At 71.2% G+C, this 20453-nt stretch carries 13 protein-coding genes; 7 read left to right on the forward strand and 6 right to left on the reverse strand.

All coding sequences use genetic code 11. From position 1 onward, the window contains the following. Window positions 1-109: 109 nt before the first annotated feature. Window positions 110-598, reverse strand: a complete 489-nt coding sequence (locus QIS96_RS27150) for an Rv3235 family protein (RefSeq protein WP_282545392.1) — start codon at window positions 596-598, stop codon at window positions 110-112. Window positions 599-895: 297 nt separating this feature from the next. Here QIS96_RS27150 and QIS96_RS27155 point away from each other — a divergent pair, with 297 nt between their 5' ends. The 5 genes from QIS96_RS27155 to QIS96_RS27175 all read left to right on the forward strand — a co-directional run bounded on the left by QIS96_RS27155 (window position 896) and on the right by QIS96_RS27175 (window position 11901). Beyond that, window positions 896-1402, forward strand: a complete 507-nt coding sequence (locus QIS96_RS27155) for a DUF6912 family protein (protein ID WP_282545393.1) — start codon at window positions 896-898, stop codon at window positions 1400-1402. 101 nt (window positions 1403-1503) lie between these two features. Beyond that, window positions 1504-2172, forward strand: a complete 669-nt coding sequence (locus QIS96_RS27160; protein WP_282545394.1) for an HAD family hydrolase — start codon at window positions 1504-1506, stop codon at window positions 2170-2172. 403 nt (window positions 2173-2575) lie between these two features. Then, entirely contained in the window at window positions 2576-7510 is a 4935-nt protein-coding gene (locus QIS96_RS27165; RefSeq protein ID WP_282545395.1) for an NAD-glutamate dehydrogenase, read from the forward strand. Window positions 7511-7822: 312 nt separating this feature from the next. Next, the gene (locus tag QIS96_RS27170; RefSeq protein WP_282545396.1) at window positions 7823-10741 is read left to right on the forward strand and encodes a bifunctional glycosyltransferase/CDP-glycerol:glycerophosphate glycerophosphotransferase; all 2919 of its coding nucleotides are present in this window, start codon (window positions 7823-7825) and stop codon (window positions 10739-10741) included. Further along, window positions 10738-11901: a glycosyltransferase gene (locus tag QIS96_RS27175; protein WP_282545397.1), complete on the forward strand. Its 1164-nt coding sequence runs from the start codon at window positions 10738-10740 to the stop codon at window positions 11899-11901. The genes QIS96_RS27170 and QIS96_RS27175 overlap by 4 nt, the downstream gene beginning before the upstream one ends. A 30-nt stretch (window positions 11902-11931) precedes the next feature. On the opposite strand, the gene QIS96_RS27180 is transcribed toward QIS96_RS27175, so the two are convergent. Further along, complete coding sequence (locus QIS96_RS27180; RefSeq protein WP_282545467.1) at window positions 11932-12732, reverse strand: ABC transporter ATP-binding protein; 801 nt, start codon at window positions 12730-12732, stop codon at window positions 11932-11934. Between the two features lie 40 nt (window positions 12733-12772). Continuing rightward, window positions 12773-13699, reverse strand: coding sequence for an ABC transporter permease (locus QIS96_RS27185; RefSeq protein WP_282545398.1), 927 nt, complete (start codon window positions 13697-13699; stop codon window positions 12773-12775). A gap of 122 nt (window positions 13700-13821) precedes the next feature. Between QIS96_RS27185 and QIS96_RS27190 the strand changes: the two genes are divergently transcribed. Next, complete coding sequence (locus QIS96_RS27190) at window positions 13822-14433, forward strand: TetR/AcrR family transcriptional regulator (RefSeq protein WP_282545399.1); 612 nt, start codon at window positions 13822-13824, stop codon at window positions 14431-14433. A gap of 140 nt (window positions 14434-14573) precedes the next feature. On the opposite strand, the gene galE is transcribed toward QIS96_RS27190, so the two are convergent. The 3 genes from galE to QIS96_RS27205 all read right to left on the reverse strand — a co-directional run bounded on the left by galE (window position 14574) and on the right by QIS96_RS27205 (window position 18761). Further along, the gene (galE, locus tag QIS96_RS27195; RefSeq protein ID WP_282545400.1) at window positions 14574-15557 is read right to left on the reverse strand and encodes a UDP-glucose 4-epimerase GalE; all 984 of its coding nucleotides are present in this window, start codon (window positions 15555-15557) and stop codon (window positions 14574-14576) included. Window positions 15558-15789: 232 nt separating this feature from the next. After that, window positions 15790-17415, reverse strand: coding sequence for a glycosyltransferase family 2 protein (locus QIS96_RS27200; protein WP_282545401.1), 1626 nt, complete (start codon window positions 17413-17415; stop codon window positions 15790-15792). An 83-nt stretch (window positions 17416-17498) separates the two neighbouring features. Then, a complete protein-coding gene (locus QIS96_RS27205) occupies window positions 17499-18761 on the reverse strand; it encodes a glycosyltransferase 87 family protein (protein ID WP_282545402.1) in 1263 nt (420 codons plus the stop codon). Window positions 18762-18843: 82 nt separating this feature from the next. Between QIS96_RS27205 and QIS96_RS27210 the strand changes: the two genes are divergently transcribed. Beyond that, window positions 18844-20448 (forward strand): glycosyltransferase family 39 protein, encoded by a 1605-nt coding sequence (locus QIS96_RS27210; protein WP_282545403.1) that lies wholly within the window; start codon window positions 18844-18846, stop codon window positions 20446-20448. The last annotated feature ends 5 nt before the right edge of the window (window positions 20449-20453 follow it).

Here is a 20453-nt window from a genome sequence, read left to right on the forward strand (position 1 = left end):
ACATAGTGCGTACGTCGTAGGGGCCGGGGCTCAGCGGATGCTGGGCTCCGGCCCCGCGTTTTTGGGCCCTCTCCGGCCCTTCTGGCCCGCTCCGGGCCCCCTCAGGGCCTCAGGCCGGCTGGCGCTCCCCGCCGAGCTCCACGGCGGCGCAGCGCCAGCGGAGGTCGACGCCGCGCTCCAGGCGGAACGCCATCGCCCGCACCTGGTCGCCGGCGCCGATGCAGGCGCTGGCCTCGACCACACCCGGGCTGAGCGGCAGCGCCCGGCAGGTGCGGACGACGGGGCGCGGCCCCTGCGCCTGGAACGGCGCGTGCGGGGCGAGCTCGACGAGTTGCTGGTAGCCGCGGCCGACGGTGTGGTTGAGCATCCAGTGCACGGGCCGGTCGCCGCTCAGCACGGCAAGGAGCCGCTCGGCGAACAGCTCGTGCGGCTTGAACCGCCTCCGCTGCGCCGGTACGGCGGCGGGCCTGCGCTGGTCGCGCCGGTTGCCGGGCCTGGTCAAGGCCCGAGCGCCGGGGCCGGAGCCGCCGTTGGTCCGCGAGCGGCCGGGGCCCCTGGAACCCTTGGATCCGCCTGAGTCGCTGTGCGTGAAGTCCATGATCTTTTCCCCGTATCTGCTGGGCCCGGGATGGCTACCGGGCAGTAGCTACGAGAGTTCTTGTACGGGTGCGGACCCCGGTCGCGCAACGTGGCGTCACGCTCCGTGAAGCCCCGGCAAAAGATCACCTATCAGGGTGAGAGGCCAAGGGGCGCCTGGGCTCGGAGCCGTTCATTCCGGTGACATTCCAGACGTAAGGGATGGTCGGCGGCCTCGGAGGAGCCCCTCGATAGGGGACGTCCGGCACGTATCCTGAGGGTCTTCGAACCCACACCGACGACGAAGAAAGCGGCGGCCATGCGCGTCTACGTACCCCTGACCCTTCCCGGGCTCGCCGAGGCGCACAAGGCGGGAGAGCTGGGGCCCGGCCCGCTGACGGCCTACGCCGTGACGCCCGCGCTGCGCGAGTGGTACGTCTCGGACGACATCGAGGAGCTGGAGTACGCGGCGCTGAACCGGGCCGCGTCCGCCTCGCTGCGGATGCTGGCCGGGAACGCCGCGGCCGCGCGCCGCCGGGTCGTCGTGGCCGTGGACGTGGCGGACTCCGAGGCGACCGTGGACCCGGACCGCGGCCTCACCGTCAGCACGCTCGGAGAGGTGCGCCTGGCGCGGGCCGTGCCCCTGGCGAAGGCGGCCGCGGTGCACGTCGACTCCGGCGACGCCGAGGCCGACGTACGGGCCGCGGCGGACGCCCTCGGCGCGGCGGACCAGGGCGACGACGACGCCCAGTTCACCGTCGACGGCGCGGAGGACCACGAGCTGCTGTGGTTCGCGACGCAGGAGATCCCGAACCTGGTGGAGTGAGCGAGCCCGGCCACCGCCTCTGGGCAGCCTCTGACCAGGTGTTCTGTCGAGTTATCCACAGGCTCGGAGGCGGATCTCGTCCGACGGGTACCGTCTTGGGCATGGGGAAGCAGCAAGCACCGCACATCGTCTGGGACTGGAACGGCACGCTGTTCCACGACATCGACGTGGTCATCAAGGCCACGAACGCCTCGTTCGAGGAGATCGGCCTGCCACCGATCACCCTCGAGCGGTACCGCGAGCTGTACTGCGTGCCGGTGCCGCGCTTCTACGAGCGGCTCATGGGCCGTATGCCCACCGAGGAGGAGTGGGAGGTCATGGACGGGACCTTCCACCGGCACTACTGGTCCCTGGCGGAAGGCGCCGCTCTCGCCGACGGGGCGGGCGAGCTGCTCGCCGACTGGCAGGCCGCAGGACTCACGCAGTCGATGTGCTCCCTCGCCCCGCACGACCGCCTGCTGCCGATAGTGCGGACGCACGGCATCGAGCACCACTTCATACGCGTCGACGGGCGCGTGGGTAACTCGACCTCCGGCAAGGCCGAGCACATGGAGCGGCACGTCGCGGCGCTGGCCTCGACCGTCGACCCGGCCCGCACGGTCGTGATCGGGGACGCGGTGGACGACGCGGTGGCCGCGGCGCACGTGGGGGCGCTCGCGGTGCTGTACACCGGTGGCTCGCACAGCCGCGCCAGCCTCGCCGAGGCGGGCGTCCCGGTCGTGGACACGCTCGCGGAGGCGGTCACGGAGGCCACCCGGCTCGCGGCCTGACGGCGGAGCCTGGGGGTGGCACGAGGGCGGACGCACGAATCAGTGAGTGTTGTCCCTGTCCAGAGTGTCAAAGTAACGGCAGTTCTTTTGTACACATACAGCCCGTGACGTGGCCCCGGTGCGGGGAGATAGCCTGGACCCGTGATCAGCGCGATATCCCTCGGGGGCAATGCCGCCCCCGGCCCGTGCCCGGTACGTCGGCGTGCTCGGGCGATCTTCGCGCTTCGGATTCTGGGCACGCAGACGAAAACGGTCGAGACGGCCCCCGTCACATCTCATCAAGGCATAGCGTCGACCTGGACCGGCAATGCCGAGTCCCGGCGTGGTGCGCTTGCCCGCCACTCCGGCGTAAAAATCACTTCCTTCAACGTCACGCAACGGCGCGCGACAGGAGCCAGAGGACATGCAGACCAAGCTGGACGAAGCAAAGGCCGAGCTGCTCGCACGGGCCGCCCGGGTAGCTGAGAACAGCCCGGCCGGGGGGCAACTTCCGACAGGGGCCAACACCGGAGACCGTCCCGACGAGGACACGGTGTTCTCCTACCTCCAGCGCTACTACCTGCACACCGCGCCAGAGGACCTCGCCGACCGCGACCCGGTCGACGTCTTCGGCGCAGCGTTCTCGCACTACCGCCTCGCGGAGGAGCGCCCGCAGGGCACCGCCAACGTCCGGGTGCACACCCCGACGGTGGAGGAGAACGGCTGGACGTGCTCGCACTCCGTCGTCGAGGTCGTCACCGACGACATGCCCTTCCTGGTCGACTCGGTCACCAACGAGCTGTCCCGCCAGGGCCGCGGCATCCACGTCGTGATCCACCCGCAGGTCGTCGTCCGCCGCGACCTCACCGGCAAGCTCATCGAGGTGCTCCCGGCCGGTGCGCCCGCCGACGCGCACGACACGCTCACCGAGTCCTGGATCCACGTGGAGATGGACCGGGAGACGGACCGGGCCGACCTCAAGCAGATCACCAACGACCTCCTCCGCGTCCTGTCCGACGCCCGCGAGGCCGTCGAGGACTGGGACAAGATGCGCGACTCCGCGCTGCGCATCGCCGACGAGCTGCCCAGCGAGCCGACCGCCGACGACCTGCAGAACCAGGAGGTCGAAGAGGCCCGCGAGCTGCTCCGGTGGCTGGCCGCGGACCACTTCACCTTCCTCGGCTACCGCGAGTACGAGCTGAACGAGGACGACTCGCTCGGCGCCGTCCCCGGCACCGGCCTCGGCATCCTGCGCTCCGACCCGCAGCACAGTGGCGATGACGTGCACGGCCACCCCGTCAGCCCGTCCTTCAACCGGCTGCCCGCCGACGCCCGCGCCAAGGCCCGCGAGCACAAGCTGCTCGTCCTGACCAAAGCCAACAGCCGCGCCACGGTCCACCGCCCCAGCTACCTCGACTACGTCGGCGTGAAGAAGTTCGACGCCGAGGGCAACGTCGTCGGCGAGCGCCGCTTCCTCGGCCTGTTCTCCAGCGCCGCGTACACCGAGTCCGTGCGCCGCGTGCCGGTGATCCGCCGCAAGGTCGCCGAGGTCCTCAAGGGCGCCGGCTTCTCGCCCAACAGCCACGACGGCCGTGACCTGCTGCAGATCCTCGAGACGTACCCGCGTGACGAGCTGTTCCAGACCCCGGTCGACGAGCTGCGCTCCATCGTCACGTCCGTCCTCTACCTGCAGGAGCGCCGCCGGCTGCGGCTGTACCTGCGCAAGGACGAGTACGGGCGCTACTATTCGGCGCTCGTCTACCTGCCCCGGGACCGTTACACCACGGGTGTGCGGCTGCGGATCATCGACATCCTGAAGGAGGAGCTCGGCGGCACCAGCGTCGACTTCACCGCCTGGAACACCGAGTCGATCCTCTCCCGGCTGCACTTCGTCGTCCGCGTCGCGCCCGGCACCGAGCTGCCGCAGCTGTCCGACGCCGACAAGGAGCGCATCGAGACCCGCCTCGTCGAGGCCGCGCGCTCCTGGGCCGACGGCTTCGCGGAGGCGCTGACCGCCGAGTGCGGTGAGGAGCGCGCCGCCGAGCTGCTGCGCCGCTACAGCAACGCCTTCCAGGAGGGCTACAAGGCCGACCACACGCCGCGGTCCGCCGTCGCCGACCTGGTGCGCGTCGAGCAACTCACCCACGGCCCCGAGGACTTCGAGCTCTCGCTCTACGAGCCCGTGGGCGCGGGCCCCGGCGAGCGGCGCTTCAAGATCTACCGCGCCGGCGGCCAGGTCTCCCTCTCCGCGGTCCTTCCCGTGCTGCAGCGCCTGGGCTGCGAGGTCGTCGACGAGCGGCCGTACGAGCTGCGCGCCAGCGACGGCTCCACCGCGTGGATCTACGACTTCGGTCTGCGCATGCCCAAGGCCGCCGGCAACGGCGACTACCTGGCGGACGACGCCCGCGAGCGGTTCCAGGAGGCCTTCGCCGCCGTCTGGACCGGGCTCGCCGAGAACGACGGCTTCAACTCCCTCGTCCTGGGCGCCGGGCTGACCTGGCGGCAGGCGATGGTGCTGCGCGCGTACGCCAAGTACCTGCGCCAGGCGGGCGCCACGTTCAGCCAGGACTACATGGAGGACACCCTCCGTACCAACGTCCACACCACGCGCCTCCTGGTGAGCCTCTTCGAGGCGCGGATGTCGCCGGACCGGCAGCGGGCCGGCACCGAGCTGATCGACGGCCTCCTCGAGGAGCTGGACGGCGCGCTCGACCAGGTCGCGTCGCTCGACGAGGACCGGATCCTGCGGTCCTTCCTCACCGTCATCAAGGCGACCCTGCGCACCAACTTCTTCCAGGAGGCGGAGGGCGGCAAGCCGCACGCTTACGTCTCCATGAAGCTCGACCCGCAGGCGATCCCGGACCTGCCGGAGCCCCGTCCCGCCTTCGAGATCTGGGTGTACTCGCCCCGCGTCGAGGGTGTGCACCTGCGCTTCGGCAAGGTCGCGCGCGGTGGTCTGCGCTGGTCGGACCGCCGTGAGGACTTCCGTACGGAGATCCTCGGCCTGGTGAAGGCGCAGATGGTGAAGAACACCGTCATCGTGCCGGTCGGCGCCAAGGGCGGCTTCGTCGCCAAGCAGCTGCCCGACCCGAGCGTGGACCGGGACGCGTGGCTCGCCGAGGGCATCGCCTCGTACAAGACGTTCATCTCGGCGCTGCTCGACATTACCGACAACATGGTCGCGGGCGAGGTCGTGCCGCCCTTCGACGTGGTGCGGCACGACGGCGAGGACACCTACCTCGTGGTCGCCGCCGACAAGGGCACGGCGACGTTCTCGGACATCGCCAACCAGGTCGCGGAGTCGTACAACTTCTGGCTGGGCGACGCGTTCGCGTCCGGTGGCTCGGCCGGTTACGACCACAAGGGCATGGGCATCACCGCGCGCGGCGCCTGGGAGTCGGTGAAGCGGCACTTCCGGGAGCTCGGCCACGACACGCAGAACGAGGACTTCACGGTCGTCGGCGTCGGCGACATGTCCGGTGACGTGTTCGGTAACGGCATGCTGCTCTCCGAGCACATCCGCCTGGTCGCCGCCTTCGACCACCGGCACATCTTCATCGACCCGAAGCCGGACGCGGAGACGTCGTACGCCGAGCGGCGCCGCCTCTTCGAGCTGCCGCGCTCGTCCTGGGCGGACTACAACAAGGAGCTGCTCTCCGCGGGCGGCGGCATCTTCCCGCGCAGCGCCAAGTCCATCCAGCTGAACGCGCACATCCGGGAGGCCCTCGGCATCGAGTCGGGCGTCTCCAAGATGACCCCGGCCGAGCTGATGAAGACGATCCTGCAGGCGCCCGTCGACCTGCTGTGGAACGGCGGCATCGGCACGTACGTGAAGTCGAGCGTCGAGTCCAACGCGGACGTCGGTGACAAGGCCAACGACGCCATCCGGGTCGACGGCGCGGACCTGCGGGTCAAGGTCTTCGGCGAGGGCGGCAACCTCGGCGCGACGCAGCTGGGCCGGATCGAGTTCGCGCGTGCGGGCGGCCGGGTCAACACCGACGCGATCGACAACAGCGCCGGCGTGGACACCTCCGACCACGAGGTGAACATCAAGATCCTGCTCAACGCCGTGGTCGCGGACGGCGACATGACGGTGAAGCAGCGCAACAAGCTGCTCGCCGAGATGACCGACGAGGTCGGCCGTCTGGTCCTGCGCAACAACTACGCGCAGAACACCGCCCTGGCCAACGCCCTCGCGCAGTCGTCGAGCATGCTCCACGCCCAGCAGCGCTTCCTGCGCACGCTGGTGCGCGAGGGACACCTCGACCGCGCCCTGGAGTTCCTGCCCACCGAGCGCCAGATCCGGGAGCGGCTGAACGCCGGGCTCGGCCTGACGCAGCCGGAGACGGCGGTGCTGCTCGCGTACACGAAGATCACGGTCGCGGAGGAGCTGCTCGGCACGGACCTGCCGGACGACAAGTACCTGCAGGGCCTGCTGCACGCGTACTTCCCGACGGCGCTGCGCGAGCGGTTCCTCGACCAGATCGACGCGCACGCGCTGCGCCGCGAGATCGTCACGACGGTCCTCGTGAACGACACGGTGAACTCCGGCGGTACGAGCTTCCTGCACCGCATGCGCGAGGAGACCGGCGCCTCGCTCGAAGAGGTGGTGCGCGCCCACACCGCGGCCCGCGCGATCTTCGGGCTCGGCGAGGTCTGGGACGCCGTCGAGGCGCTGGACAACGTCGTGGCGGCGGATGTGCAGACCCGGATCAGGCTGCACTCGCGGCGCCTGGTCGAGCGCGGCACGCGCTGGCTGCTCAACAACCGGCCGCAGCCGATCGACCTGGCGGAGACCATCGGCTTCTTCCGCGACGGCGTGACGGAGGTCTGGTCGGAGCTGCCGAGGCTCGCGCGCGGCGCGGACCTCGAGTGGTACCAGCAGATCTTCGAGGAGCTGACCGGCGCCGGCGTGCCGGAGGAGCTGGCGCAGCGGGTGGCCGGGTTCTCCTCGGCCTTCCCGATCCTGGACGTGGTGCTGATCGCGGACCGGATGGACAAGGCGCCGCTGGACGTCGCCGAGGTCTACTACGACCTCGCGGACCGGCTCTCGATCACCCAGCTCATGGACCGCATCAGCGCGCTGCCGCGCAGCGACCGCTGGCAGTCGATGGCGCGTGCGGCGATCCGCGAGGACTTGTACGCGGCGCACGCGGCCCTCACCGCGGACGTGCTCGCGGTGGGCAACGGCACCTCGACGCCCGAGCAGCGCTACAAGGCGTGGGAGGGGCAGAACGCCGCGATCCTCGGCCGCGCCAAGTCGACGCTCGACGAGATCCAGGGCTCGGACGCCTTCGACCTCGCGAACCTGTCGGTGGCGATGCGGACGATGAGGACGCTGCTGCGTACGCACGGCTGATTCCGTCGAGTCAGCTGAGCCCGCTGAGTCAGCGGAGCCAGCCGAGTCGGCTGATCCCGACCCGGTAGTCCCGCCAAGACGCCCCGGCCTGAACTTCAGGCCGGGGCGTCTTGCTGTCTGCTCCGACCGTCCCGACGACCGCCCCGACCACCACCTCGCGACCGATTCGACCCCAAATTCTCAAGAATTCACCGGTATGGCACATTTGACTCCTGTCGCCGGAACGGCCGAACGCACCCGGGCTCGCGTACCGGGCATGTCGGACAATCGAGAGGATGTTGAACGAGCGGTGCAGGTTGCCTGGAGGGACGCATGGGTGTGATAGCTGAGCCCGAGACCGAAGGCCCGGACGCCGAAGCGGACGTCGAAGCCGAAGCCGACGTCTCTGTCGTGGTGATCGTCTACAACGACGAGGCCCGGCTGCCCGCCGCGGTGCGGTCGGTGCTCGATCAGACCCTGCGCGGCGTCGAGATCGTGATCGTCGACGACTGCAGCACCGACGGCTCGTACGACGTGGCGCGACGGTTGGCCGCCGAGAACCCGGAGCGGGTGCGCGTCTTCCAGCTGCCGGAGAACAGCGGCGGCTGCGGTGAGCCGCGCAATGTGGGCATCGGCCACACCCGCGGCCGGTACGTGATGTTCCTCGACAGTGACGACGTCCTGGAGCGCAACGCCTGCCGCAACCTCCTGGAGGCCGCCGAGCGCGACGGCTCCGACATCGTCTCCGGCCTCTGCGTACGCCTCCACGTGGACAGCCGGAACAAGAAGCGCGACGAGTGGTACCCCTGGCTCTACGCGCGCACCCAGGTCCTGGAGTCGATCACCGAGCTGCCCGACCTGCTGGCGTGGGACACGCTCTCCACGAACAAGATGTACCGCCGCGGCTTCCTCATGGACAGGCAACTCCGGTTCCTGCGCGGGATGTTCTACGAGGACCTGATGTTCATCGCCGAGGCGTATCTCGCCGCCGAGCGCATCACCCTCATACCCAACCAGGTCTACTTCTGGCACGTGTACGAGAAGGCCGCCGCCAAGTCGATATCCAACCGGCGGAACGAGATGACCAACTTCGTGCACCGGATGGAGATCCACCGCCGCATCGACGCGCTCCTCGCCGAGCGGGAGCAGGCTGAGCTCAAGCTCGCCAAGGACGTCAAGTTCCTCAAGCACGACCTCGTGCTCCACCTGCGCGACCTGCCGTTCCGCGACGACTCCTACCGTCAGGAGTTCGCCGGCATCGCCCGCGGCTACCTCGACTCGCTCGCCCCGGAGGCGTACGACGAGGTGCAGCCCAGCCAGGCCGTCTGCGCCTATCTGCTGCGCGAGAACGACTGGAAGAACCTGCTCCCGGCCGTCGACACGCTGCTCAACCGCGACAAGATATCCGCCCGGCTCGTGGAGCGCGACGGGCGTGTCTACTGGTGCGCGGAGCACCTCGACGACCCCTTCGGCCGGCACGTCCTGGACGTCACCGACCTCGGTTACCACACCAGGACCATCGACAAGATGTTCCTGCGCAACGCCCTGAGCGGCTACGCGGAGCGCAGCGGCACGGTCCGGCTCAGTGGACGGATCGTCAACCCGCTCGGCGTGATCCCCGAGGGCGCGCGGCTCACCGGCGAGCTGGAGTTCCGGGCCCGCCGCCGCAGCCTGCAGAGCTTCCGCTTCCCGGTGGCCGTGCTGCGCCACGAGGGCACGGCCGTCGCCTGGGAGGCCGAGGCCGACCTCGCCGCGAAGCTCCGCCCGCTGGGCATCGTCGACGAGGTGTGGGACGTACGGCTGAGGCTCACGGTGGACGGAGTGCGCACCACGACCCGGCTGACCGCGGGCGAAGTCGACCTGGCGGAGGGCCTGTTGCCGGTGCGGCCGCGCCTGACGCGGATGGTCGCCGACCACGTCGAACCGGAGGTCTCGCTGCGCGGGCACCTCGCCTTCCGGCTTGTCACCCGTGACCGCGTCGAGGACAAGGAACGGGTGCGCGAACTCGTCGTACGCGGGGTGCACGGGCGTCCCGGAAAGCTCGCCAAGAAGGGCATCCGCAGGGCCCGGCAGATCCGCAAGAAGCTCACCTCGGGCGAGACCAAGATCCGCATGTATCACGAGGTGTTCAGCCGGCTGCCGGTGAAGAAGGGCCTGGTCGTCTTCGAGAGCCAGCTCGGCAAGCAGTACAGCGACAGCCCGAAGGCGATCTACGAGGAGATGCGCCGTCAGGGCCTCGACTTCGAGCCGGTCTGGTCGTACGCCGGGTCCCCGGAGGGCTTCCCCGCGGACGCGACCCTCGTACGCCGCTGGTCGTTGCCGTATCTCAAGGCGCTCGCGCAGGCGGAGTTCTGGATCGACAACCAGAGCTATCCGCTGAAGCTCACCAAGCGGACGGAGACCGCCTACCTTCAGACCTGGCACGGTTCGGCGCTCAAGCGGATGGGCTTCGACGAGCCGGCCTGGAAGCTCAGGTCCAAGGCCCGGCAGCAGGAGCAGCAGCGGTACCTCAACCGCTTCGACCGGTTCCTGATCCGCTCCGAGCACGATGTGCGCACCCTCGCCAGGGCGTTCCGGCTGCAGGAGAAGACGCTGCTTCGCGTCGGCTATCCGCGTAACGACGCACTGGTGCACGCGAGGGAGCGCGAGGCCGCCGAGGGGCGCCGCACCCGCGGTCCGCTCGCCGCCGAGCTCGGCATCCCCGAGGACAGGCAGGTGCTGCTCTACGCGCCTACGTTCCGCGAGCAGGGCGCGCGGAGCCGGCGGTTCGAGCTGCCCTTCGACGTGGAGCGGTTCGCGGCCGAACTCGGCGACCGCTACGTCCTGTTGGTGCGCTCGCACTACCTCAACCACGTGGTGCTCCCGCCGTCCGTGCGCGGGACGGTCGTCGACGTCTCGGACCGGCACGACGTCAACCCGCTGATGGAGCTGTCCGACGCCCTGATCACGGACTACTCCTCGCTGATGTTCGACTACGCGCTCCTGGACCGCCCGATGCTGTTCTTCGCGTACGACTACGAGGAGTACGCGCACGAGGGCCGCGGCACCTACTTCGACCTGCTCGAACGCGCGCCGGGCCCGGTCGTGCGCACCGAGGACGAGCTGTACGGGGCGCTCGACTCGCTGGTGGAGGACGGTGCCAAGTACCAGCCGGAGCGCGGGCGGTTCGTGGCCGAGTTCGGCGAGTACGACAAGGGGACCGCCGCCCGCAGCATCGTCGAGCAGTTCTTCTCCCACTGGAGCCGTTCATGAGCGCCCGGACCTTCCCCGAGCGGGACGTCTTCTTCGTCAGCAACAGCGTCAACGAGCTGGGCGGCGTGACCAGTTGGTCGCACCAGATGGCCCGCCTGTTCACCGAGCGCGGCCACCGCGTGCACGTCGTCGGCATCACCGAGCCGGCCGAGCCGCAGGACATCGGCACGGACCTGCCGTACCCGACGACGACGCTCTACGACGAGCATCCGCCGCGCGTCCGCCCGGCCCGCGGCATCAAGGGCCGGCTGAACATCGCCGAGCGGCGGCTGCGGGCCGCGCGTGACGCGGGCATGCGCGAGCAGGCGGCGAAGCTGACCGCGCTGTTCCGGCGGGCGCGGCCCGGCGCGGTCGTGATCGCCACGCAGGTGTGGGCGATGGAGTGGGTGCGGCTCGCCGACACCACGGGCCTGACGGTGATCGGCATGAGCCACGAGTCGTACGCGTACACGCGGTCCAGCTCGCGCTACTGGCGGGTGCGCAAGTTCTACCGGAACGTGGACCGGATGCTCGCGCTCACCCGCGAGGACGCCGACCTGTGGATCCGCAAGGGCGGCATGGACAACGCCTCGTTCATGCCGAACCCGCTGCCGTTCATGCCTGGGACGCCGTCGCCGCGTACCGAGAAGGTCGTCACGAGCATCGGCCGGCTGCACGACCAGAAGGGCATCGACATGCTCCTGGACACCTGGGCGGAGGTCGCGCCGCTGCACCCGGACTGGACCCTGCGGATCTACGGCTCGGGCGAGGACGAGGAGCAGCTCAAGCAGCAGTGCACAGAGCTGGGCCTGGACGGTTCGGTGGAGTGGATGGGGCGGACCGGCGACGTGCCGGGGGCGCTGCGCGGCGGCTCGGTCTTCGTGCAGTCCTCGCGCGGCGAGGGGTTCCCGCTGGCGCTGATGGAGGCGATGGCGGCGGGCGTGCCGTGCGCCGCGTTCGACTGCGCGCCCGGCGTGCACGAGATCGTCCAGGACGGCGAGGACGGGCTGCTCGCGGGGCTCGGCAACACCGGTGAACTGGCCCGCAAACTGGACCTGTTGATGTCCGACAAGGAGCTGCGGGACAAGATGGGCGACCTGGCGCGGCAGAACATCCAGCGGTACACGACGGAGGAGATCGTGCGCCGCTGGGAGGAGCTGTTCGCGTTCCTGGAGCGCTGAGCCCGCTGACTGTGGCGCTGGGCGCCGGGGTTACTTCCCGGCGCCCGTGAACTTCTCGTACTCCTGGAGGACTTCGGCCGTCGGGCCGTCCATGCGGAGTTCGCCGCGCTCCAGCCACAGGACGCGGTCGCAGGTGTCGCGGATCGACTTGTTGTTGTGGCTGACGAGGAACACCGTGCCGGCGGTGGCGCGCAGTTCGCGGATGCGCGCCTCGGAGCGCTTCTGGAACTTGCGGTCGCCGGTGGCGAGGGCCTCGTCGATGAGGAGTACGTCGTGGTCCTTGGCGGCGGCGATGGAGAAGCGGAGCCGGGCGGCCATGCCGGAGGAGTACGTGCGCATCGGCAGGGTGATGAAGTCGCCCTTCTCGTTGATGCCGGAGAACTCCACGATGTCGTCGTACCGTTCGCGGACCTGCTCGCGGGACATGCCCATGGCGAGGCCGCCGAGGACGACGTTCCGCTCGCCGGTCAGGTCGTTCATCATGGCGGCGTTGACGCCGAGCAGCGAGGGCTGGCCGTTGGTGTAGATCCGGCCGTTCTCGGTGGGGAGCAGTCCGGCGACGGCGCGCAGGAGCGTGGACTTGCCGGAGCCGTTGGTGCCGATGAGGCCGATGGCCTCGCCCTTGTACGCGGTGAACGAGACGTTCCGGACAGCGTGCACCTCGCGCATCCCGCGCGCGGCGTGCTTCTTGCGCCGGATGATGCGGTTGAGCGCGGCGGTGGCGCTGCCGCGGCCGGCTCCGGTGCCGGTGACGCGGTAGACGATGTCGACGCCGTCCGCGACGACGGTGGGCGTGCGGGTCTCCCCGTCGGTCTCGTCGACCTCGTGGATCTCGTCGAGCTCAGGGGCGGTTGGGGTCTCGATGAGGGTGTCAGCCACGGCCGTACGTCTCCTCTGCCTTCCAGAAGTAGATGAACCCGCCGACGCAGAGCGCCACGGCCCAGCCGAGCGCCAGGGCCCACATCGCGCCCACGCCGTACGGGAGTTGACCCGCGTCGAAGCTGTCGATCAGGGCGTAGCGCACCAGGTCGATGTAGACGGCCGCCGGGTTGCATTCGAGTAGGACCTTCGCGAACTGCGGCACGCCGTGCTCGGGAAGCACCTGCTTGATGCTGAACATCACGCCGGAGGCGTACATCCAGGTGCGCATCACGAACGGCATCAGCTGCGCGAGGTCGGGGGTCTTGCTGCCGAGCCGCGCCATGACGAGCGCGAGCCCGGTGTTGAACGCGAACTGCAGGGCGAGGGCCGGGACGACGAGGAACCAGGACCAGGTGGGCGGCACCCCGAAGCAGAAGAGGATCACGGCGAGCGCCGCCATCGAGAACAGCAGCTGCTGCAGCTGCTGCAGGCAGAGCGCGATCGGCAGCGAGGCGCGCGGGAAGTGCAGCGCGCGGACAAGGCCGAGGTTGCCGGAGACGGCACGCGTCCCGGCCATCACCGAGCTCTGCGTGAACGTGAACACGAAGACGCCGGTGACCAGGAACGGCACGAAGTCGTCGATGCCGCGGCTGGTGCCGAGCAGCAGGCCGAAGATCAAGTAGTAGACGGCGGCGTTCAGGAGCGGCGTCATCACCTGCCACAGCTGGCCGAGCTTCGCCTGGCTGTACTGCGCGGTGAGCTTGGCGGTGGCGAAGGCGGTGATGAAGTGCCGCCGGGCCCACAACTGCCGTACGTACTGCGGCAGGGAGGGGCGCGCGTTGCTCACCGAGAGCCCGTGCAGCGCGGCGAGCGCGGCGGCGTCGAGGGGGGCCTGCGCGGGCGCGGGTGTACGGGGGGTGTCCAGTGTCTGACTCACTGCCGACCGGCTCCTTACGTGGGGACCAACGTCGGGACGGGCCCGTATCGTCGTCACGCCGAGAGTAGAGCCGTTCTACGTCGGGACGCAACCGTCTCGTCGTCCCGTCCTATGCTGGACTCATGACTGAAAGCCCCGGCGGAACCCGCCGCAGAGCCCCCGCGGGCGCCGCCGTACTCCGTGAGGATGTGACCGAGGCCATCCGCGGCGCGGTCTTCGAGGAGCTCGCCGCCGTCGGGTACGCGCGGATGTCGATCGAGGGCATCGCGCGCCGCGCGGGCGTCGGCAAGACGGCGGTCTACCGCCGCTGGAAGTCCAAGCTGCACCTGGTCCTCGACCTGGTCTCGGCGGTGGCGGTGCAGGGCCTCCCGGCGCCGGACACGGGCACCCTCGAAGGCGACCTGCGGCTGCTGTACGAGGTCACGTCGCGCGCCCTGAAGCACCCGGTGGCCGGGCAGATCATCCCGGACCTGCAGGCCGAGGCGGCCCGGAACCCGGAGATCGCGCAGGCCCTGCAGAAGGCGCTGCGCGAGGGGCAGCACGGTGTGGCCAGCGGCATCGTGCAGGCCGCGGTCGCCCGCGGCGAACTGCGCTCCCGCATCGACGAGGACCTCGCCCTCGACCTGGTCTCGGGCCCGCTCTACTGGCGCTCGGTCGTGGTGCGGACGGACCTGCCGAAGGGGTACTTGGGGAAGCTGGCTTCGGCTACTGCCGCGGCGTTGCGGGAGCTTTGACGCGGCGGCGGTTCTGGATGGTTTTTCGTACGTGAAGGGGGCGCCGGGTCTGTGACCTGGCGCCCCCTTCCGGTGTTCGTGCCGTGGCTCGGGTCGGCCGTGGCTCGGGCCGGCCGTGGCTCAGCCAGCCGTGGCTCGGGTCAGCCGCGGGCGGCCTCCGGGTGGCGGTGCACCCAGCCGTCCCAGGCCGACGTGATCATCGCGCGTACGTCGTACCGCGACTTCCAGCCGAGCTCCGTGGAGATCCGCTCGGCCGAGGCGACGACGCGCGCCGGGTCGCCGGGGCGGCGCGGGTCGACCTGCGGGGCGATGCCGTGCCCCGTCACGTCGTTGATCAGGTCGATCAGCTCGCGCACCGAAACGCCTTCGCCGCGGCCGATGTTGACCGTCAGGTCCGCCGAGTCGGGCGCGGAGGCGAGGCGGCGGGCGGCGACCACGTGCGCGTCGGCGAGGTCGGCCACGTGGATGTAGTCACGGACGCAGGTGCCGTCCGGGGTGTCGTAGTCGGCGCCGAAGATGCGCGGGGCCTCGCCCGCGGTGAGGCGCTCGAAGACCATCGGGACGATGTTGAACACCCCGGTGTCGGCGAGCTCGGGGCTCGCCGCGCCCGCCACGTTGAAGTACCGCAGGCAGGCCGTCGACAGGCCGTGCGCCCGGCCCACCGCGCGGACCAGCCACTCGCCCGCGAGCTTCGTCTCGCCGTACGGGTTCATCGGCACGCACGGGGTCTCCTCGGTGACGAGGTCGACGTCCGGCATGCCGTAGACGGCGGCGGAGGAGGAGAACACGAAGCTGCGCACGTCCGCGTCGACCACCGCTTCGAGGAGGGTGCGCAGGCCCTCCACGTTCTCCCGGTAGTAGCGCAGCGGCTGCTCCACGGACTCGCCGACCTGCTTCTTCGCCGCGAGGTGGACGACGCCGGTGATGCGGTGCTCCGCGAGGACGCGGTCGACGAGGGGGCGGTCGAGGGTGGAGCCCTGGACGAGCGGCACTCCCTCGGGGATGCGCTCGGCGAGGCCGCTGGAGAGGTCGTCCAGGACGACCGCTCGTTCGCCCGCCTCGGTCATGGCGCGGACGACGTGCGCCCCGATGTAACCGGCTCCGCCGGTGATCAGCCAGGTCATGGTCACCCTGTTCCGCGTGCGATGTGTGTGCTGTTGCGACGGTAACGCGTGGTCGATGGGTGGGGTTCCGCGACCTTGTCCGGGCGGTCGCCCTTCGGGCTCTCTCCCCGCCCCGCCCCTTCCCGAAAGACTGCCGTCGGCTGTCGTTCGACTGCTGCGCCGTCGTGGCTGGGCGCGCCCCGCGGCGGAGCCGCTGATGTCACAGCCCCGCGCCCCTTTCGGGGCCACAGGTTCAGCCTCTTCGGCCCACTGATGCCAGCACCCGTACGGCTCTGCGGCGCAGTAGGCCCGCTGCGTGGCGGGGGCCGAGGGAGAGGCGAAGGGCGAGGTTGCCGGAGGTGGTGGCGTAGGGGCGGACGAGGAGGACGCCGCGGCGTGGGTGCGGGCGGGCGGTGGGGTGCAGAAGGGCCGGGCCCCCGACCGCGCGCACCGTCGTGTCGCGCGCCGTCCCGTCGGCGAACCGCACCCGCACCCGCACGTCCCACACACCGGTGTCGAGCGCGGCGAGGTCGATCAGGAGCAGGGCCGTCCAGGAGGCGTCCGCCCCGCCGGGCTCCCGCGACCAGGCCGCCGTACGGCGGAGTCCGCAGCGGCCGCTGTCGCGGTGGCGCAGCTCGACGTCGACCGTGGTCGGCTCGGCCGCGCTCGCCCTCGCGTACAGGTCGTGCAGGCGCAGCCGGAGTGCGGAGGCACGCGCGCGCGGGTGCAGTTCGGCGTCGACGGCGATCGGGAGCAGCCGCATCGGGCGGACCAGGAGGTGGTCTAGCGTCACCCCGGGCAGCTCCTCGGACCAGATCGGCGTGCCGTCGGCGGCCTGTGCGTAGGGCGGGAGGAGCCGGGCCGGGCGGGCCGCGATCTGCTTGAGGCGGTCCAGGTCGACGGGGTCGGGGGAGGCCAGGACGGCGCGCCCGATGACCCGGCCGGGCGCGGGCGCGAGCGTGAAGTCGGCGTCGTCGAAGGTCCGCAGGTACGCGCGCGTGCTGTCCCACCAGGCGCGGCGGTAGCCGGCGCTGCGCTGGTCGAGCTCCTTGGCGTACATGCGCAGGCCGTGGTCGAGGAACTTGGCGCGGGCGGCGCGGGCCAGCTTCTTCTCGCCGGCGTCGAGCAGGATGCCGACGACCTGGCGGTGGGCCTCGATGCGGGCCTCCCAGTTCGCGATGCCCGCCCGGTCGAGGGAGAGGGAGAGCTGCGCGGCGGAGCGGCGGACGTGCCAGACGTAGACCGTCTCGGGGACGAGTGCGAGGCGCGGGGCGGCGGCGAGCACGCGCGCGGTGAACACGAAGTCCTCGTAGACGAACCGGCCGTCGGGGAAGCGGATGTGATGCTCGCGCAGGAAGTCGGTGCGGTAGAGCTTGCTGACGCAGAGCGTGTCGTGCACGAGCCGGGGCCGCCGCACGGGGCGGTCGACGACCGCGGCGGTCTCGTACAGCTCGGGCTGCCAGGGGACTTCGCGCCCGGAGGGCAGCTCGCGGCGGACGCAGCGGCCGGCGGCGACCTCGGCGTCGTGCGCGCGGGCGGCGTCGAGCAGGGCGTCGACCGCGCCGGGCGGCAGCACGTCGTCGCTGTCGAGGAACATCACGTACGGCGAGGTGCAGGCGTCGATGCCGTCGTTGCGGGGGGTGCCGCAGCCGCCGCTGTTGGCGGTGCGCAGCAGCAGCTTGAGGCGGTTGTCCTCGGCGGCCAGGCGGCCGAGGAGTTCGGGGCTCTCGTCGGTGGAGCAGTCGTCTACGGCTATCACTTCGCGGACGGCGGCGCCCTGGTCGAGCGCCGAGCGCACCGCGTCCGCCACGTGCGCCGCGTCGTTGTAGCCGATGACGACGATGCAGACCTGGGGCTGCCGAGGCGGAGCGCTGTTCATGGGTAGGAATTTTAGCTGTTACGCGGAATTGTCCGACTAGTGGGGTTTGCTAGTGGTTCCAGTGGCAGTTCCGGCAGCGTCGATCACGGCTTCTCCCTCGCGGCGGCGGACACGGTGGACCGCCACAGCCCCCGCCAGGACAGCAAGACGGCTCCGACGAGCAGGGCGTTCCGTACGAGCACGACGAGCGTTCCGGTCCAGGTGACGGCCATGACGTCCGCGTAGAGCAGCGGATAGCCGAGCGTGGTGACCGCCGCCGCGGCCGTGACCAGGAACGCGGCCGGGCGCTGGCTGGTCGCGCGGGAGGTGAGGCAGACCGCGGCGAGGCCGAGGAGCCAGATGACGTACTGCGGGCTGATCACCCGGCTCGTGACGGTGAAGAGCAGCACCGCGCAGAGCGCCGCGTCGAAGGGCGTGGCCTCGGTCCAGCGCTGGGCCCGCACCCGCCACAGCAGCAGCGCCGCGCAGCCGAGCACCGTCGCGAACAGCGAGGCGTGGGCGACCGCGGAGACCTGCGGGCCGGTGAACTCCATCGCCCCGAAGCGGTACTCCACCCGGCCCGGCCAGCCCGCGTGCCGCGCGAGGGCGAGCGCCGTGCCGCCGAGCGACTCGATCTGCACGCCGCGGCCGCCCTGCTGCCGAAGGAACGCGAAGGCGTGGTCGAAGGCGGCCGCGAGGACCAGCAGCAGCGCCCCGGCGGCGGCGATCCCGGCACCCCAGGACGCGCGCGTGCCGCGCCCGCGCGGGGCGCCGAGCAGGGTGAGGGCGGGCCAGACCTTCACGAGCGCCCCGAGCGCGGCGAGCACCCCGGCCGTACGGGGTCTGCGCGCCAGGCAGAGCAGGGCGAGCACGGCGAGCGCGGTGACGTGCAGGTCGTACCGGGCGAGCGGGATGTGCAGCAGCAGCGGGAGGCCGCCGACCCAGAACGCCGCCCCGGCGAGACTGCGGCCCTGGCGGCGGCCCGCGAGCGCGAGCGCGCAGGCGACGGCCGCGTCCGCGAGGACGGCGAGAGCCACGAAGGCCTGGAAGTAGCTCAGCCAGGGCAGCAGCGCGGGGGCGAGGAGCACCGGGCCCGCCGCCGGCGGGTACTGCCACAGCGGGTCGTCGAGCGGAAATCCGCCCTCCGCCAGTACTCCGAACCAGTGGAAGTAGAGCGCGTGCACCTCGCGGGCGATGCCGCCGACGCCGAGCGGATGGCTGTCGTCCCGGGCGAGCAGGAGCAGCATCACGGCGCGGGTCGCCGCCCAGCACGCGACCAGGGCGGACAGCGTGAGCCGGGTGCGGGCGGCGGTGCGGCGGCCGGGTCCGGGGAGTTCCGGCCGGGGCGGCAGGAGTGTGGTCGTCATCGAAAGCAGCGTAGGTCTCCCGAACCGCCTGAGGCGTCGTCAATCCACAGGATCGGTGCGTTAATAGCACAAACTGTGGCGCATGCAGGTCACGACTCTTCGTGCGGCCCTCGCTGCCGGACCGTCCGCCACGGCCGCCGCGCCGGGCCACGTCCGCACCGCATGGGCGGCGCTCACCGCCAGGCCGGCCGCAACGGCCGTGCTCGTTCCCGCCTTCGCCATGCTCGTCCTCGGCCTCTGGGGCCTGGACCGCGACTCGATGTGGCGCGACGAAGGGGTCACCCACCAGGTGGCCACCCGCTCGCTCCCGGAGATCGTGCGATTGCTCGGCAGCGCCGACGCCGTCCACGGCCTCTACTACCTCCTGATGCACGCCGTGCTCTCCGTGCACCCCGGCGAGGTCGCCCTGCGGCTGCCGTCGGTGCTCGCCGGAGCCGCCACCGCGGGACTCGTCGCCGCCATCGGCGTCCGCCTCGCCCGTCCCCGCGTCGGCCTGTGGGCCGGCCTCCTCTACGCGGCGACCCCGCTCACCGGCTACTACGCCCAGGAGGGCCGCAGTTACGCCCTCGTCGCCGCCGGGGTCACCGGCGCCACGCTGCTCCTGGTCCGCGCCGTGCGGCAGGGCCGCGTCAAGGACTGGTGCCTGTACGGGGCCGTCGTCACCGCGACCGTGCTGCTGCACCAGCTCGCCGCGCTGATCCTGCTCGCGCACGCCGTCACGCTGCTGCTCTCCTGGCGGCGGCTCGACGCGCGGGCCTGGCGCTCCTGGGCCGTCTGCGGCTGCGCCGCGCTCACCGCGCTGCTGCCGCTCGCCCGGCTCACGCTCGGCCAGAGCGAGCACGCCGCCTGGCTCGCGGCCTCCGACGAGGGCGGCTCCGGCTCGCTCCTCAAGGCCTTCGCCGGGCCGACCGAACTCGTGCTCACCGCAACCCTGTTGCTCGCCTGCGTCTCCCTCAACTCGCCCCTCGAACGCACCGGGCGGCTCTCCCTCAACGCCGTGGCGATGCCGCTGATGGTGCTGCCGCCCGCGGTCCTCCTGGCCGTCTCGCAGTACACGCCCCTGCACCACGACCGCTATCTGTTCTTCGCGCTCGCCGGCGCCCCGCTGTGTGCCGCCGCGGGCGCCGAGCGGATCGCCCGCGGCGTGCGGATGATGCGCTCCAAGGCCGGCCGCCGGACGGGCGGCGCGCTCTTCGGGGCGGCCGTCGTCGGCCTCGCCTTCTGCTGGCAGCTGCCGCTGCACCGCGACGACCGTACGGCGGAGCAGCGGCCCGACGACCTGGGTGCGGTCGCCCGGCTCGTGGAGGAGCGGATCGGGCAGGGCGACGCGATGCTGTACCTGCCGTCGGCCGGCCGGCGCACCGCGCTCGCGTACCCGCGCGAGTTCCGGAACACCAACGACATCGCCCTCGCACGCACCGCCGCCGCGTCGGGAACGCTGTACGGCGAGGAGACCGGCGCCGGGGAGCTGCGGCGGCGGCTCGCGGACCTGGAGCATGTGTGGCTGTTCGCCGAGCCGTACGCGGCGAACGCGGGGTGGGACCCGAAGAGCGCGACCGAGCAGGCCAAACTCACCGTCGTGAACGAGGAGTTCCTGCTGCGGGAGGAGTTCCAGACGCGGAGCGGGGTGCTGCGGCACTTCGTCCGGCGGCCGCCGGAGAAGCCGGTGGGGTGGCCGTCCGCGTAGGTGGC

The sequence above is a fragment of the Streptomyces cavernicola genome (genome assembly GCF_029968035.1).
Taxonomy (GTDB): Bacteria; Actinomycetota; Actinomycetes; order Streptomycetales; family Streptomycetaceae; genus Streptomyces; species Streptomyces cavernicola.